Raw genomic sequence first — 14,809 nt, 5'->3', positions numbered from 1 at the left:
GGAGCGCAAGATGGTAATGGAGCCCTACAATCCCCCGATGGATCCGTGGCTGGTCATTCTGTATCAGGATGAGCACATTATGGTGGTTAACAAGCCGAGCGGCTTGTTATCCGTGCCGGGGCGTCTGGAAGAGCATAAAGACAGCGTGATGACGCGTATCCAGCGTGATTATCCCCAGGCCGAGTCTGTCCATCGTCTGGATATGGCGACCAGCGGCGTGATTGTGGTGGCTCTGAATAAAGCGGCAGAACGCGAGCTGAAGCGTCAGTTCCGCGAGCGCGAGCCGAAGAAGCAGTATGTCGCGCGCGTCTGGGGTCATCCGGCGCAGGCGGAAGGGCTGGTGGATTTACCGCTGATTTGCGACTGGCCGAACCGGCCAAAGCAGAAGGTGTGTTATGAAACCGGCAAGGCCGCGCAAACCGAGTATGAAGTGCTGGAGTACGCGCCGGATAACACCGCGCGCGTCCTGCTAAAGCCGATTACCGGGCGCTCCCACCAGCTGCGTGTGCATATGCTTGCGATGGGTCACCCGATTCTGGGGGACAGATTCTATGCGCCGCCAGAAGCGCTGGCCTTAGCCCCGCGCCTGCAACTGCATGCGCAGACGCTCACCATTACCCACCCTGCTTTCGGCAACGCCATGACGTTCAAAGCCCCGGTGGACTTCTGAAAAAATGGCCCGACAGTGTCGGGCCATTTTTTATTTAAAACCTTTCTGCTCTTTAATCAGCTCGTAGGCTTTCTGAATTTCCTGCGCTTTTTGCTTCGCCATCTCCATCATCTCTGGCGGCAGGCCTTTCGCCACCAGCTTATCCGGATGGTGCTCGCTCATCAGCTTACGATAGGCGCGTTTGATGGTCGTGACATCGTCAGACGGCTTCACGCCGAGGACGTTGCAGGCATCTTCAAGCGTAGGGCCACGCTGCGCCTGCTGCCAGCCGCCGGAGGAGTGCTGTTGCTGATAACCACCGCCAAACTGCGCGCCGCCCTGCATCATACGCAGGAACTGGTCGAACTGCATGCGGGAAATGCCCAGCTCTTCGGCAATCACATATAAAACGTCCCGTTCATTCGGATGCAGAGAACCATCCGCGAAGGCGGCCTGGATTTGAATTTCCAGAAACATCCGAATTAAATCAAAACGCCCGAAACAGATGCTACGGAACTGCCGCATTTTTTCACGCAGCGGGTAGTTATCTGATTTACCAATCCGGAACGCATTCTGCGCCGCGATACGGGATTCGCCGTGCAGATTCATGCGATCCATAAAGACGCTGGCCACCTGAATATCGGCTTCCGTTACGCGCCCTTTTGATTTGGTTAAGTGCCCCATCACCTCGAAGGTGGTGGAGAAGAAGAGTGACTGGCGCTCGCGCTGGTTGGCAAACCAGGCCATTTTGCGGCTGCGTGCTTTATCAAACATATGGCCGATAATGAGGCCAAGAACGACACCCCAGAATCCGGCACCCATAATAATTGCGAACGCAACGCCGATTATTTTACCCCAATACTGCATATACTCCCCGAATGGTCATGTTCCTGGCCGACGCAACGCCATCATTACAGTGGTCGCGCCACGGTCAATTGAGGGACATCGCCTATAATTTGCATTATCATACTCGTCATTCGATAGCGAGCCTAACACTCTGGCGCGCAAACGGGCAGGATTAACGCTGGTACTGCGCTGATGAGTAAGATAGTCTCTGAGCGTTTGTAAGCCGTAGCCACTGATGACGGAACAATAAAATACAACGTATGAAAAAACGTATCCCCACCCTTCTGGCCACAATGATTGGCACCGCCCTGTATAGCCAACAGGGGCTCGCAGCCGATCTCGCCTCGCAGTGTATGCTTGGCGTCCCAAGTTACAATCGCCCACTGGTGAAAGGCGATACGAATGACTTACCCGTCACCATTAATGCCGACAGCGCAAAAGGTAATTATCCTGACAATGCAACCTTTACGGGCAATGTCGATATTAACCAGGGCAACAGTCGCCTGCTTGCTGACGAAGTGCAATTGCACCAGAAGCAACCGGAAGGTGCTCAGGCGCCTGTCCGTACGGTGGATGCGCTGGGTAATGTGCACTATGACGACAATCAGGTCATCCTGAAAGGTCCGAAAGCCTGGTCGAATCTGAATACCAAAGACACCAACGTCTGGGAAGGTGATTACCAGATGGTCGGTCGTCAGGGGCGCGGTACCGCGGACCTGATGAAGCAGCGCGGCGAAAACCGCTACACCATTCTCGAAAACGGCACGTTTACCTCCTGTTTGCCAGGGTCAAATACCTGGAGCGTTGTGGGCAGTGAAGTGATCCACGACCGTGAAGAACAGGTTGCAGAGATCTGGAACGCTCGTTTTAAACTCGGCCCGGTGCCCATTTTCTATAGTCCTTACCTGCAACTGCCCGTGGGTGACAAACGTCGTTCAGGTTTCCTGATCCCGAACGCCAAGTACAGCACATCGAACTACTTTGAGTTCTACCTGCCGTACTACTGGAACATTGCGCCTAACATGGACGCCACGATCACGCCGCACTATATCCATAAGCGCGGCAACATCATGTGGGAGAACGAATTCCGCTATCTGACCAAGGCGGGCGCGGGTCTGATGGAATTTGATTATCTGCCATCAGATAAGGTCTTCCAGGACGAGCATCCGAGCGAAGGTGATAAGCACCGCTGGATGTACTACTGGAAGCACGCCGGGGTATTGGATCAGGTGTGGCGCTTCAACATCGACTACACCAAAGTCAGCGATCCGTATTACTTCAACGACTTTGATTCTAAATACGGCTCCAGTACCGACGGTTACGCCACGCAGAAATTCAGCGTGGGCTACGCCATTGAGAACTTTGACGCGACGGTGTCGACCAAACAGTTCCAGGTGTTTGATACGCAATCGCGTAGTACCTATGGTGCCGAGCCGCAGCTGGACGTGAACTGGTATCAGAACGATGTTGGTCCTTTCGACACGCGCGTTTACGCTCAGGCGGTCCATTTCGTCAACACCAACTCGGATATGCCGGAATCAACGCGTCTGCATATCGAGCCGACGATCAACCTGCCGTGGTCAAACGACTGGGCGAGTCTGAATACCGAAGCCAAAGTGATGGCCACCCACTACCAACAGAAGAATCTGGACTGGTATAACAAACGTTATGGCACCGATCTTGAAGAATCGGTAAACCGTACGCTTCCGCAATTCAAAATGGACGGGAAGCTGATTTTCGAACGTGATATGGCTCTTCTCGCGGATGGATACACCCAGACGCTTGAGCCACGTATGCAGTATCTTTATGTGCCTTATCGCGATCAGAGCAAAATTCAAAACTATGACTCGTCCTTCCTGCAATCAGACTACAGCGGCCTGTTCCGTGACCGTACCTACGGCGGCCTTGACCGTATTGCGTCTGCTAACCAGTTAACGACCGGCGTCACAACGCGCGTATATGATGATGCTGCCGTTGAACGTTTTAACGTTTCTGTTGGTCAAATCTACTATTTCACCGAGTCTCGCACCGGTGATGACGACATTAACTGGGAGAAAGACAACAAAACGGGCTCACTGGTATGGGCAGGCGACACCTACTGGCGCATGACGGATCGTTGGGGTCTGCGCGGTGGTGTTCAATACGATACACGACTGGACAATATCGCGACGGGCAGCGCTGCCATCGAATATCGTCGTGATGAAGACCGCATGTTGCAGTTAACGTACCGTTACGCCAGCCCGGAGTATATCCAGGCGACACTGCCAAACTATGCGAATACAGACCAATACAAAGACGGTATTTCACAGGTGGGTACCGCCGCGAGCTGGCCGATTGCCGATCGTTGGTCAGTCGTCGGGGCCTACTACTATGACACGAATGCCCAAAAACCTGCTGACCAGATGCTGGGTCTGCAATATAACTCCTGCTGTTACGCAATACGTGTCGGTTACGAACGCAAACTTAACGGTTGGGATACGCAAAACAGTCAGGGTAAATACGATAACGTGATTGGCTTTAATATCGAGTTGCGCGGCCTGAGTTCTAACTACGGTCTGGGCACGCAGCAGATGCTGCGCTCGAACATTCTGCCGTATCGTAGTTCATTGTAATATGCTTGATTTACAACGTAATCCGCTTTGCGGTTAATTGAAATGGAAAAAGTATGAAGAACTGGAAAACGCTGCTACTCGGTGTCGCTATGGTTGCGAATACCAGCTTCGCGGCCCCACAGGTTGTCGATAAAGTCGCGGCTGTGGTTAACAACGGCGTCGTGCTTGAAAGTGACGTTGACGGTTTGATGAAATCTGTAAAGCTCAACTCGGGCCAGGCAGGTCAACAACTTCCGGATGACGCTACGCTGCGCCACCAGATCCTGGAACGTCTGATCATGGATCAGATTGTCCTGCAAATGGGCCAGAAAATGGGTGTGAAGATCTCTGACGAGCAGCTCGATCAGGCGATCGCCAACATTGCAAAGCAGAACAACATTACCCCGGACCAGATGCGTAGCCGCCTCGCCTATGACGGCATCAGCTACGCCACCTACCGCAATCAGATCCGTAAAGAGATGCTGATTTCAGAAGTGCGTAATAATGAAGTCCGTCGCCGCGTCACCATCCTGCCGCAGGAAGTGGATGCCCTGGCCAAACAGGTGGGGAATCAGAATGATGCCAGCACAGAGCTTAACCTGAGCCACATCCTGATCCCACTGCCGGAAAACCCAACCTCCGATCAGGCGGCAGAGGCGGAAAGCCAGGCGCGCGCTATCGTTGAGCAGGCGCGTAATGGCGATGACTTCGGCAAGCTGGCGATCACCTATTCCGCTGACCAGCAGGCGCTGAAAGGCGGCCAGATGGGCTGGGGGCGTATTCAGGAGCTGCCATCCCTGTTTGCCCAGGCGCTGAGCACCGCGAAGAAAGGCGATATCGTCGGTCCAATCCGTTCCGGTGTGGGCTTCCACATTCTGAAAGTGAACGACCTGCGCGGCCAGAGCCAGAACATTTCGGTTACTGAAGTTCACGCGCGTCATATCCTGCTTAAGCCGTCTCCGATCATGACTGACGATCAGGCCCGTGCGAAGCTGGAACAGATCGCCGCAGACATCAAGAGCGGTAAAACCACCTTCGATAAAGCAGCAAAAGAGTTCTCTCAGGATCCTGGCTCTGCAAACCAGGGCGGTGACCTGGGTTGGGCGGCCGCTGATATTTACGATCCGGCTTTCCGCGATGCGTTAATGAAGCTGAATAAAGGCCAGATGAGCGCGCCGGTACACTCCTCCTTCGGCTGGCATCTGATCCAGCTGATGGACACGCGCAACGTGGATAAAACCGACGCGGCGCAGAAAGACCGCGCGTATCGCATGCTGTTTAACCGTAAGTTCTCTGAAGAAGCCGCAACCTGGATGCAGGAACAACGCGCCAGCGCTTACGTGAAAGTGTTGAGCAACTGATGAAACCGCATCGTGTTGTGATCACCCCCGGCGAACCCGCCGGGATTGGGCCTGACCTGGTGGTTCAGCTCGCCCAGCGCAGCTGGCCGGTAGAGTTGGTTGTCTGTGCAGATGCAACACTGTTACAAGACCGGGCAGCTTTGCTCGGTCTGCCTTTAACGCTCCTCCCTTACGTTGAAGGCCAACAGCCCGCACCGCAGCAGTCTGGTACTCTCACCCTGCTTTCTGTTCCGCTCCGTGCGCCTGTTGTCCCCGGCGAGTTACACACCGAAAACGGCCACTACGTTGTCGAGACGCTGGCGCGCGCCTGTGACGGTTGCCTTCAGGGCGAATTTGCCGCCCTGATCACCGGTCCGGTGCATAAAGGCGTGATCAATGACGCGGGCATTCCGTTTACCGGGCATACCGAATTTTTCGAAGAGCGTTCGCACAGCCCGAAAGTGGTGATGATGCTGGCAACCGAAGCAATGCGCGTTGCGCTGGTAACAACGCACCTGCCGATCAAAGCCATTCCGGATGCCATTACGCCTGAACTCCTGCGTGAGATCATTGGCATTTTGCATCACGATCTGCAAACCAAATTCGGCATTCCGCAGCCGCATGTGCTGGTTTGCGGCCTGAATCCGCACGCGGGTGAAGGCGGACATATGGGCACCGAAGAGATAGACACCATCATTCCGGTGCTTGAGGAGATGCGGGCGAAGGGGATGAACCTCAGCGGGCCTCTGCCTGCCGACACCCTTTTCCAGCCCAAATACCTGGATAATGCCGACGCCGTACTCGCGATGTACCACGATCAGGGTCTGCCCGTGCTAAAATACCAGGGCTTTGGCCGCGGGGTGAATATCACCCTCGGTTTACCCTTTATTCGAACGTCCGTTGACCACGGTACTGCGCTGGATCTGGCAGGCCAGGGAAAAGCGGATGTCGGCAGTTTTATTACGGCGCTTAATCTCGCCATCAAAATGATTGTTAATACTCAATGACTAATCGAGTCCATCAGGGCCACTTAGCCCGTAAACGCTTCGGGCAAAACTTCCTCAACGATCAGTTTGTGATCGACAGTATCGTTTCTGCCATTAATCCGCAGAAAGGTCAGGCCATGGTCGAAATCGGCCCGGGACTTGCCGCGCTGACCGAGCCGGTAGGCGAACGCCTCGACGAACTGACCGTTATCGAACTCGACCGCGATCTGGCCGCGCGTCTGCAAACGCACCCGTTCCTCGGGCCGAAGCTGACGATTTATCAGCAGGATGCGATGACCATGAACTTTGGCGAACTGTCAGAAAAAATGGGACAGCCGCTGCGCGTGTTCGGTAACCTGCCGTACAACATCTCCACCCCGCTGATGTTCCATCTGTTTAGCTATACTGATGCCATTGCCGACATGCACTTCATGTTGCAAAAAGAGGTCGTTAACCGTCTGGTTGCAGGGCCGAACAGTAAAGCGTATGGTCGTTTAAGCGTGATGGCGCAATATTACTGCAACGTGATCCCGGTATTAGAAGTACCGCCTTCCGCATTCACGCCACCGCCAAAGGTAGATTCTGCGGTTGTGCGCCTGGTGCCACATAAAACGATGCCGTACCCGGTCAAAGACCTGCGCGTGCTGAGCCGTATCACGACAGAAGCCTTTAACCAGCGCCGTAAAACGATTCGTAACAGCCTTGGCAATCTGTTTACCGTTGACGTATTAGCTGAGTTGGGCATCGACCCGGCAATGCGTGCGGAAAATATTTCCGTAGAGCAGTACTGCAAGCTGGCTAATTACATCAGCGACAATGCGCCGCCGAAGGAGAGCTAAGCCATGATTGATTCGCCCCGCGTCTGTGTTCAGGTTCAAAGCGTCTACATTGAGTCCCAATCCACACCGGATGAAGAACGTTTTGTCTTTGCTTATACCGTAACCATTCGCAATCTGGGGCGGATGCCTGTGCAACTGCTCGGGCGCTACTGGCTTATCACCAACGGCAATGGCCGTGAAATTGAAGTCCAGGGCGAAGGTGTGGTCGGTGAACAACCCCATATCGCCCCTGGCGAAGAGTATCAGTACACCAGCGGCGCGGTAATTGAAACGCCGCTGGGTACCATGCAGGGCCATTACGAAATGGTCGATGCCGACGGTAATGCTTTCCGCATTGCTATTCCCGTATTCCGTCTCGCCGTACCTACACTTATTCATTAATCTAATGTCTACATATCTGATTGGCGACGTTCACGGTTGCTACGATGAACTGACCGCATTATTAAAACAGGTCGACTTCACCCCCGGGCAGGATACGCTCTGGCTGACGGGCGACTTAGTGGCGCGCGGTCCCGGTTCCCTGGACGTTCTCCGCTATGTCAAATCGCTGGGCGACAGCGTGCGCATGGTGCTGGGCAACCACGATCTGCATCTGCTGGCCGTATACGCCGGGATCAGCCGTAATAAGCCGAAAGATCGCATTACCCCCCTGCTGGAAGCGCCGGATGCCGATGAGTTGCTCAACTGGCTGCGTCGCCAGCCGCTGCTACAGATTGACGAAGAGAAAAAACTGGTGATGGCGCATGCCGGCATCACGCCTCAGTGGGATCTTGAGACGGCAAAAACCTGCGCGCGCGACACCGAAGCGGTGCTGGCGAGCGACTCCTACCCGTTCTTCCTCGATGCGATGTACGGCGACATGCCAAATAACTGGAGTGATGATCTCAGCGGCCTGGCGCGACTGCGTTTTATCACCAATGCCTTTACGCGCATGCGCTACTGCTTCCCGAACGGACAGCTGGATATGTATTGCAAAGATACGCCGGAAAATGCGCCTGCGCCGCTTAAGCCGTGGTTTGCCATTCCGGGCCCCGTGACAAACGAATATAGCGTGGTATTTGGGCACTGGGCATCGCTGGAAGGAAAAGGCACCCCGGAAAATATCTACGCGCTGGATACCGGATGCTGCTGGGGCGGGGATTTAACCTGCTTACGCTGGGAAGATAAGACCTACTTTGTGCAGCCATCCAACCGACAGCTGGACTTAGGCGAAGGTGAGGCGGTCGCCTCCTGAAGATGTTTATCCTCTCCCTTCGAGGAGAGGATAAAACCGTTAACGACGTTCCAGAATTTCGAAGCAGTAGCTGTGCGAGTTTTGCGCATCCGCATCGTGAAACTCACTGAATACAGACTCCCACTCGTCCGGATCGTAATCCGGGAAATGGGTATCCCCTTCCACTTCCGCATCAATGTGCGTCAGATACAGTTTCTGCGCTTTTGGCAGGAACTGCTCATACACACGCCCGCCGCCGATCACCATGATCTCTTCGGCATCGCCGCAGGCGGCAATGGCTTCATCAACGGACTTAACCCACTGCACGCGATCGTCAGTGCCCGGCTGGCTACTGATCACAATATTCTTACGACCCGGCAATGGACGACCAATCGACTCCCAGGTCAGGCGGCCCATCACTACCGGCTTGTTTAACGTAGTACGTTTAAACCATGCGAGATCGGCAGGCAGGTTCCACGGCATGGCGTTTTCCATGCCGATAACGCGGTCTACCGCCAGCGCTGCAATCAGACTGATCATTGAAAATTTCCCGGATGCAAAAAATTGCCGCCACTATACGGAAAGCTTAATCTTTCGTCGACTGGCGGCAGGGTAAAGAATTAGAAATTTTTTAATATTGCTGGCAACTCCACTTCACGCAGAGGGTTTACTCTCCGGTTCATCCTCAGGATCACCGGTATGCTTGCCCTCTTCCGTTCCTTGCCAGCCGTGGCGCTGAACCAGCGACAGGTGATTACGATCCTCGTTGATGATCTCCGTCAGCATGGTGCTGGTGCGTTTAAACACCGCAGCGCGTTCGGTTGCCGTACTGCTCGCCATCGCCACCATCTCTTCCACCATCTCATGGTTAAAACGGCGGAATAAATCGGCACGCTCACGCGCTTCATACGCGCCAAGTCCCAGGCTTTCCAGCGCCATGCGGCCAGATTTGAGCGCCCCTTCGAAGGTTTCACGTTCAGGGGCTGCCACACCCGCCTGACGGAGCTGGATGTAATGATCCACATCGCGCGCACGAGAGATAATGGTCAGATGCGGAAAATGCTCTTTGACCAGCTCAACCATCTGCATACTGGTCTCTGGATCGTCGATGGCGTTAATCAGCACCTCGGCCTTCGCCGCGCCGGCGGATTCCAGAAGATCAACCCGGGTCGCATCACCGTAAAATACTTTCATATCGAATTTACGCAGCGTATCCACATGGTCAGGATCGTGATCGAGGATAACCATTTTGACTCCGCTGGAGAGCAGTAAACGGCCGGTAATCTGCCCGAAGCGGCCAAATCCGGCGATGATCACCCGCGGCTGCTCCTCGTCGATCTCATCGGCTTCTCGTTCCTGTTCGCTTCCCGTTTTTTCCAGACGCGTCAGCAACACCAGCAGGATCGGCGTTGCGGCCATCGACAGCGCAACCGCCAGCGTCAGCGCTTTTGCCCATTCCGGATCGAGTACATTTGCCATCTGCGCTGCGCCAAAGACCACGAAAGCAAACTCACTCCCCTGCCCCAGCAGCACGGCAAACCAGCGGCGCTGCGGTTTTGGCACGTTTAACGGGCGGGCGATCAGCCACAGCATCGCCATTTTAATGACCAGGAAACCTACCAGCAGAATGATGATGCGCAGCGGATGGGTCACCAGCGTCCCGAAGTCGATAGACATCCCGACGCCGATGAAAAACAGCCCCAGCAGCAATCCTTTAAACGGCTCGATATCGCTTTCCAGCGCGTGACGGTATTCGGAGCTAGCCAGTAAGACCCCCGCGAGGAAGGCGCCCATTGCCATCGACAGCCCGGCCTCTTCAAGCAGCAATCCAAAACCAAACACCAGGAATAACGCAACGGCGCTGAAGACTTCGCGCAGGCCAGAGCGAGCAACAAAGCGCAGCAGCGGACGCGTTACGTAGCGACCAAGCAGAACAACCAGCGCCAGCGCACCAACAACCTTCAGCGCTGATAAGGCAAATGCCCCCAGCGTCGTTGATGCGCCGCTGGTTGCCAGCAGCGGGATCATCGCCACCAGCGGGATGGCAGCAATATCCTGGAACAACAGTACGGAGAAGGTGCTGCGCCCCATTTGCGACACCGTCAGGTTACGCTCGTTCATAGCCTGCATGGCAATAGCCGTCGAGGAGAGCGCCAGCGTCATGCCGATCAACTCCGCGACTTTCCACTCCATCCCGAGCAGAATGCAGAACCCGCCCAACAGCAGACCGCAGGCCAGCATTTGCAGAGCGCCTCCGCCAAACACCGAGGCGCGCAGTTTCCACAGCCGCTGCGGATCCAGCTCCAGGCCAATCACGAACAGCATAAGCACCACGCCGATCTCCGCAAAATGCAGGATCGACTCGGCATCCGTCACCAGCCGAAAACCCCAGGGGCCAATTACACACCCGGCAATCAGATAGCCGAGCACCGAGCCCAGCCCCAGACGAACCGCCACGGGCACAATTAATGCCGCCGCGCCAAGATAAATCAGCGCCTGTATCAGCGTATGGCTATCCATTGTGCGTCTCCTGCCACTCAAGTAAGCGTTGTTTGTAGTGACGAGCCTGCGCCTGCAAGGTTTCATCGTCGCAGACAAAGGTACAGTGCATCGCAAAAGGCGGAAGCCAGTTCAGACCGCAGTAAAGGGCAGTAGCCTGGAGCGGCTGCGCCAGCACGTCAAATCCGGGGAAGGCGCCAATCTCAAAATGGCTTTCCCCCCCGCCGGTGGTAACAGCCCACATCAGGCTTTTGCCATGAAGCGCGTTGCCGTTGTGTCCGTATGCCCAACCGTGGGAGAAAACTTTGTCGATCCACAATTTCAGCAGCGGAGGGGTGCTGTACCACTGCATCGGATGCTGCCAGACGATCAAATCGGCACGAGAGAGCGCCTCCTGTTCGGCGGCGACATCGATATTAAAATCAGGATAGAGTTGATAGAGGGAACGTATCTCTACGTTTTCGAGCGTCCTTGCCTGCTCAAGCATCCGCTTATTCGCATGCGAATGCTGCGGATAGGGGTGCGCATAAATTATCAGAACCATGAATATGCCTGTCTTCTGCTTTTCTTGTAGCAATGAGTGTAGACAGTTCCCCCCCCAACTGAAAGAGGCTAACGACCGCTTCAAAGCAAATCGCAAGGATTGGCAACCTTTGTCGCCATACAAACGCGACTGACGCGAAAGAAGGAGCACCACGCTAGCGACGAATTAACCCTGCAAAATGATTATGCAGACTCATATTTTTAACGAATATTTTTAGATTATCTTAAGTCATATTTTAATAAATCAACCTGTACATAACTCATTGAAAAAATAATAATTTTATGCTTTTTTGTTTTGAGCTCAACCTTAAAGATAGTCAATATACGTTTTACACACGTTATCTGATGTTCCTTCTCACTCAAATGGATGTGTACATGAGCAAAAAATTCTTCAAATTAAATAATACAACCAAAACTCTAGGGAAGATATTTCCTGCTTTGTTGATATGCACCCCCGCGGTTGCATTTTCTGCAATCATTGATCAATCAACCTCAGTCCCTCAAGATTTTTCAGCCGATGCTGAATATGTTATTAATAAAGACGTGACGATATCCTCCGCGGGTAGTGAAGCGGCGGTGTCTGTCACTGGGTTTACTACCACTACTACCACTAATTATGGCAATATTTCTGGCACGGGAAATGGCCTGGATATTAATACTGGTGAACAGCGCATTTTAATTAATAACGACATCGGTGCAACCATTTCCTCCACCACCGCGAATGCTGTTAATATTCAGTCAATGCTCGGTGATTTTAATAACAGTGGAAATATTATCGGTGCGGAAAATGGCATGTTTGTCGGCGAAAACTCTTCCGCAGTAAACATTATCAATACCAGCACCGGAATGATAAAAGGAAAAACGGGTCTAAGTACTCGGTATGGTATTGGCATTAATAACAGTGGCGCAATTATCGGTACAAATGGTGATGCTATTACGGCAACTAATGGCAACACCAAGCTTACTAACAGTGCCCTTGTGCAGGGAACCGAGAACGGTATCAATGTAAAAGATACTGCAAAATTGGATATCAAGAATAGCGGAACGATTAGTGGTAATACAGCCGCTATTATTTTTGCCAGCAATAAAAATAACACGCTGGTGCTTGATACGGGTTCCGTCCTTGTCGGTGACGTTATTTCCACCAATTCCACGGGAAACACCCTCACTCTGATCGGCACCGGTACAGAAGACAGCAATTTTGTGGGTCTGAATGAAGGGGACGGTTTTGCCAGCGTCACAATGAACGGCGAAAACTGGGCGCTGTCGGGCGATATTGACATTATTGGCTCTGGCGACTCCTTGATGATAGACAAGGGCGCGTTAACCCTGGCGGGCGAAGTATCCAACACCGGTAATACGCGGGTGGCCAAAGACGCCTCGCTGCAACTGGGCGATGGCGAAAAAACTGCGACGCTCAGCGGTGGGATCACCAACAACGGTACCGTCATTTTCAATCAGGGTAGCGATTTCACTTTCGCCACCGACATGACCGGTAGCGGTAACGTCGAAAAAGTAGACTCCAACACCCTGACCCTGACGGGCAAAAATAGCTACACAGGGGATACGGTTCTGCACGGCGGCACCACGCTGGTCTCCACCGGCGCAACGCTCGGCGTCAAGGACAGTAACGCCACTGTTACCGTTGAAAATGGCGCGACCTTTGCCACCGCAGGCGAAGTGAACAACAACATCGCGGTTCTTAGCGGCGGTACGCTGGCGGCATGGAATGCCGTCCAGGGTAACTCCACGCTCAGCGCTTCCGGCGTCGATACCATCAACGGCAACGTGACTAATGGTGGTACGCTGTTACTCAGTGCGGCTGATAATAGCGTTGGCAATAATTTTACGATTAATGGCGACTACACCGGCTCTGACGGTAGCCAGATTGTGATGAACAGCACCCTGGGTGAAGATAATTCACCAACTGACCACCTCACTATTACGGGCAGCAGCTTCGGTCAGTCCGGCGTCAGCATTACCAACATTGGCGGCGCAGGCGCGCAAACCATTAACGGTATGGAAATTGTCAGCATCGGCGGCAGTTCCGAAGCCCAACTGACGCTGGCAAAACCGGTCGTCGCAGGCGCCTGGGAATATAACCTCTACCAGCACAGTGACGGCAACTGGTATCTGGAATCAAAGGCGACGCCTTCTGATGATCCTTCTGACGACACCGATGACGGTGGAAATACCGATGATGGCGGCAACACCGATAACGGCGGCAACACCGATAACGGCGGTAACACCGATAACGGCGGTAACACCGACAACGGCGGTAACACCGACAACGGCGGTAACACTGACAACGGCGGCAACACCGACAACGGCGGTAGCACTGACAACGGCGGTAACAATGCGCCGGAAGTCATGGCGCCTGAAGTGGGTGCTTACTTAGGCAACTACCTTGCCGCACAGGGCATGTTCCTGCATAAACGTGACGATCGCGACCAGATCACCTTCCGCAATGAAGACGACCTGAACACCTGGATGTACGTTAAGGGTCGCTATCACGAGAACGATGCGGGTGGCGATAAAGTCAGCTATGACACCACCACGACCGTACTGCAAGTCGGCAGCGATTTCATGAGCAAGCCAATGGATAACGGTATCCTGCGTGCTGGCGGGATGTTCGGTGCAGGCCAGGCGAAGACCCACTCTGATGCGAAACACAACGTGCGTGACGCTCAGGGTAAGGTTGATGGTTTCAATGTTGGGCTTTACGCCACCTGGCAGGAAGATCAGAAATTACGTCTGGGCAGCTACGTTGATACCTGGGCCGCATACAGCTGGTATAACAACAAAGTCACCAGCAACCGCAACGACGAAGACTACGATAGCGAAGGTTTCGCCGCGTCTGTTGAAGTCGGCCACGCGTGGGTTATCCAGTCTGAAAATGAACGTACCTGGAAGATCGAGCCGCAGGCGCAGGTGATCTACAGCTATCTCGATCAGGAAAATCATACCGATCGCGACGGCGTACGCGTCACTACCCTGGACAACGACAGCGTCTTTGGTCGTCTCGGCGTTAAAGCAAGCTACTTCCAGCAGAAGGACGTCAAGGCCTGGCAGCCGTACGTCGCGGTTAACTGGTTGAAAGGTGCTGGTCAAAACGATCTGGCATTCAACGACGAGACCGTCAGCAACGATACGCCGGAAGATCGTGGTCAGTTAGAGCTGGGCGTAACCGGCAACCTGAACGAAACCACGACAATCTCCCTGCGAGCCAGCGGCGAATGGGGTGAAAACAGCTATGCCGCATACGGCGGTCATATTTTGTTAAACCATCGGTGGTAATCGATC

The 14,809-nt window shown here is 53.9% G+C and carries 12 protein-coding genes; 8 read left to right on the top strand and 4 right to left on the bottom strand.

The features are described 5' to 3' along the window. Window positions 1-10: 10 nt before the first annotated feature. A complete protein-coding gene (gene rluA, locus ACOTXL_RS09610) occupies window positions 11-670 on the top strand; it encodes a bifunctional tRNA pseudouridine(32) synthase/23S rRNA pseudouridine(746) synthase RluA (protein ID WP_003856412.1) in 660 nt (219 codons plus the stop codon). Window positions 671-700: 30 nt separating this feature from the next. Here rluA and djlA read toward each other — a convergent pair whose 3' ends face one another. Next, window positions 701-1,516, bottom strand: a complete 816-nt coding sequence (gene djlA, locus ACOTXL_RS09605) for a co-chaperone DjlA (protein ID WP_023315375.1) — start codon at window positions 1,514-1,516, stop codon at window positions 701-703. 239 nt (window positions 1,517-1,755) lie between these two features. On the opposite strand from djlA, the gene lptD reads away from it, so the two are divergent. Genes lptD through apaH form a run of 6 tightly spaced genes read left to right on the top strand, consistent with a single transcriptional unit; the run spans window position 1,756 to window position 8,485 of the window. Beyond that, window positions 1,756-4,107 carry an LPS assembly protein LptD gene (gene lptD / locus ACOTXL_RS09600; protein ID WP_006810140.1) on the top strand — a complete coding sequence of 784 codons (2,352 nt, stop codon included), beginning with the start codon at window positions 1,756-1,758 and terminating at the stop codon, window positions 4,105-4,107. Window positions 4,108-4,160: 53 nt separating this feature from the next. Then, window positions 4,161-5,447, top strand: coding sequence for a peptidylprolyl isomerase SurA (gene surA, locus ACOTXL_RS09595; protein ID WP_003856417.1), 1,287 nt, complete (start codon window positions 4,161-4,163; stop codon window positions 5,445-5,447). Further along, window positions 5,447-6,433 carry a 4-hydroxythreonine-4-phosphate dehydrogenase PdxA gene (gene pdxA, locus ACOTXL_RS09590; protein ID WP_003856419.1) on the top strand — a complete coding sequence of 329 codons (987 nt, stop codon included), beginning with the start codon at window positions 5,447-5,449 and terminating at the stop codon, window positions 6,431-6,433. The genes surA and pdxA overlap by 1 nt, the downstream gene beginning before the upstream one ends. Beyond that, complete coding sequence (gene rsmA / locus ACOTXL_RS09585) at window positions 6,430-7,251, top strand: 16S rRNA (adenine(1518)-N(6)/adenine(1519)-N(6))-dimethyltransferase RsmA (RefSeq protein WP_003856423.1); 822 nt, start codon at window positions 6,430-6,432, stop codon at window positions 7,249-7,251. Before pdxA ends, rsmA begins: the two co-directional genes overlap by 4 nt. Window positions 7,252-7,254: 3 nt before the next feature. Continuing rightward, window positions 7,255-7,632, top strand: a complete 378-nt coding sequence (apaG, locus tag ACOTXL_RS09580) for a Co2+/Mg2+ efflux protein ApaG (protein WP_003856425.1) — start codon at window positions 7,255-7,257, stop codon at window positions 7,630-7,632. 4 nt (window positions 7,633-7,636) lie between these two features. Further along, window positions 7,637-8,485 carry a bis(5'-nucleosyl)-tetraphosphatase (symmetrical) ApaH gene (gene apaH, locus ACOTXL_RS09575; RefSeq protein WP_410031823.1) on the top strand — a complete coding sequence of 283 codons (849 nt, stop codon included), beginning with the start codon at window positions 7,637-7,639 and terminating at the stop codon, window positions 8,483-8,485. 39 nt (window positions 8,486-8,524) lie between these two features. Here the strand turns inward: apaH and folA are convergent, their stop codons facing one another. The 3 genes from folA to kefF all read right to left on the bottom strand — a co-directional run bounded on the left by folA (window position 8,525) and on the right by kefF (window position 11,507). After that, window positions 8,525-9,004, bottom strand: coding sequence for a type 3 dihydrofolate reductase (folA, locus tag ACOTXL_RS09570; RefSeq protein WP_003856431.1), 480 nt, complete (start codon window positions 9,002-9,004; stop codon window positions 8,525-8,527). A gap of 114 nt (window positions 9,005-9,118) precedes the next feature. Then, window positions 9,119-10,984 (bottom strand): glutathione-regulated potassium-efflux system protein KefC, encoded by a 1,866-nt coding sequence (gene kefC / locus ACOTXL_RS09565; RefSeq protein ID WP_003856433.1) that lies wholly within the window; start codon window positions 10,982-10,984, stop codon window positions 9,119-9,121. Continuing rightward, window positions 10,977-11,507: a glutathione-regulated potassium-efflux system oxidoreductase KefF gene (gene kefF / locus ACOTXL_RS09560; protein ID WP_003856435.1), complete on the bottom strand. Its 531-nt coding sequence runs from the start codon at window positions 11,505-11,507 to the stop codon at window positions 10,977-10,979. The genes kefC and kefF overlap by 8 nt, the downstream gene beginning before the upstream one ends. 374 nt (window positions 11,508-11,881) lie before the next feature. On the opposite strand from kefF, the gene ACOTXL_RS09555 reads away from it, so the two are divergent. Next, window positions 11,882-14,803 (top strand): autotransporter outer membrane beta-barrel domain-containing protein, encoded by a 2,922-nt coding sequence (locus ACOTXL_RS09555; protein ID WP_080338184.1) that lies wholly within the window; start codon window positions 11,882-11,884, stop codon window positions 14,801-14,803. Window positions 14,804-14,809: the final 6 nt, after the last annotated feature.

The sequence above is a fragment of the Enterobacter cloacae complex sp. IR5402 genome, assembly GCF_049238125.1.
GTDB lineage: Bacteria > Pseudomonadota > Gammaproteobacteria > Enterobacterales > Enterobacteriaceae > Enterobacter > Enterobacter hormaechei_C.
This window is presented reverse-complemented; position numbering and strand designations above follow the sequence as displayed.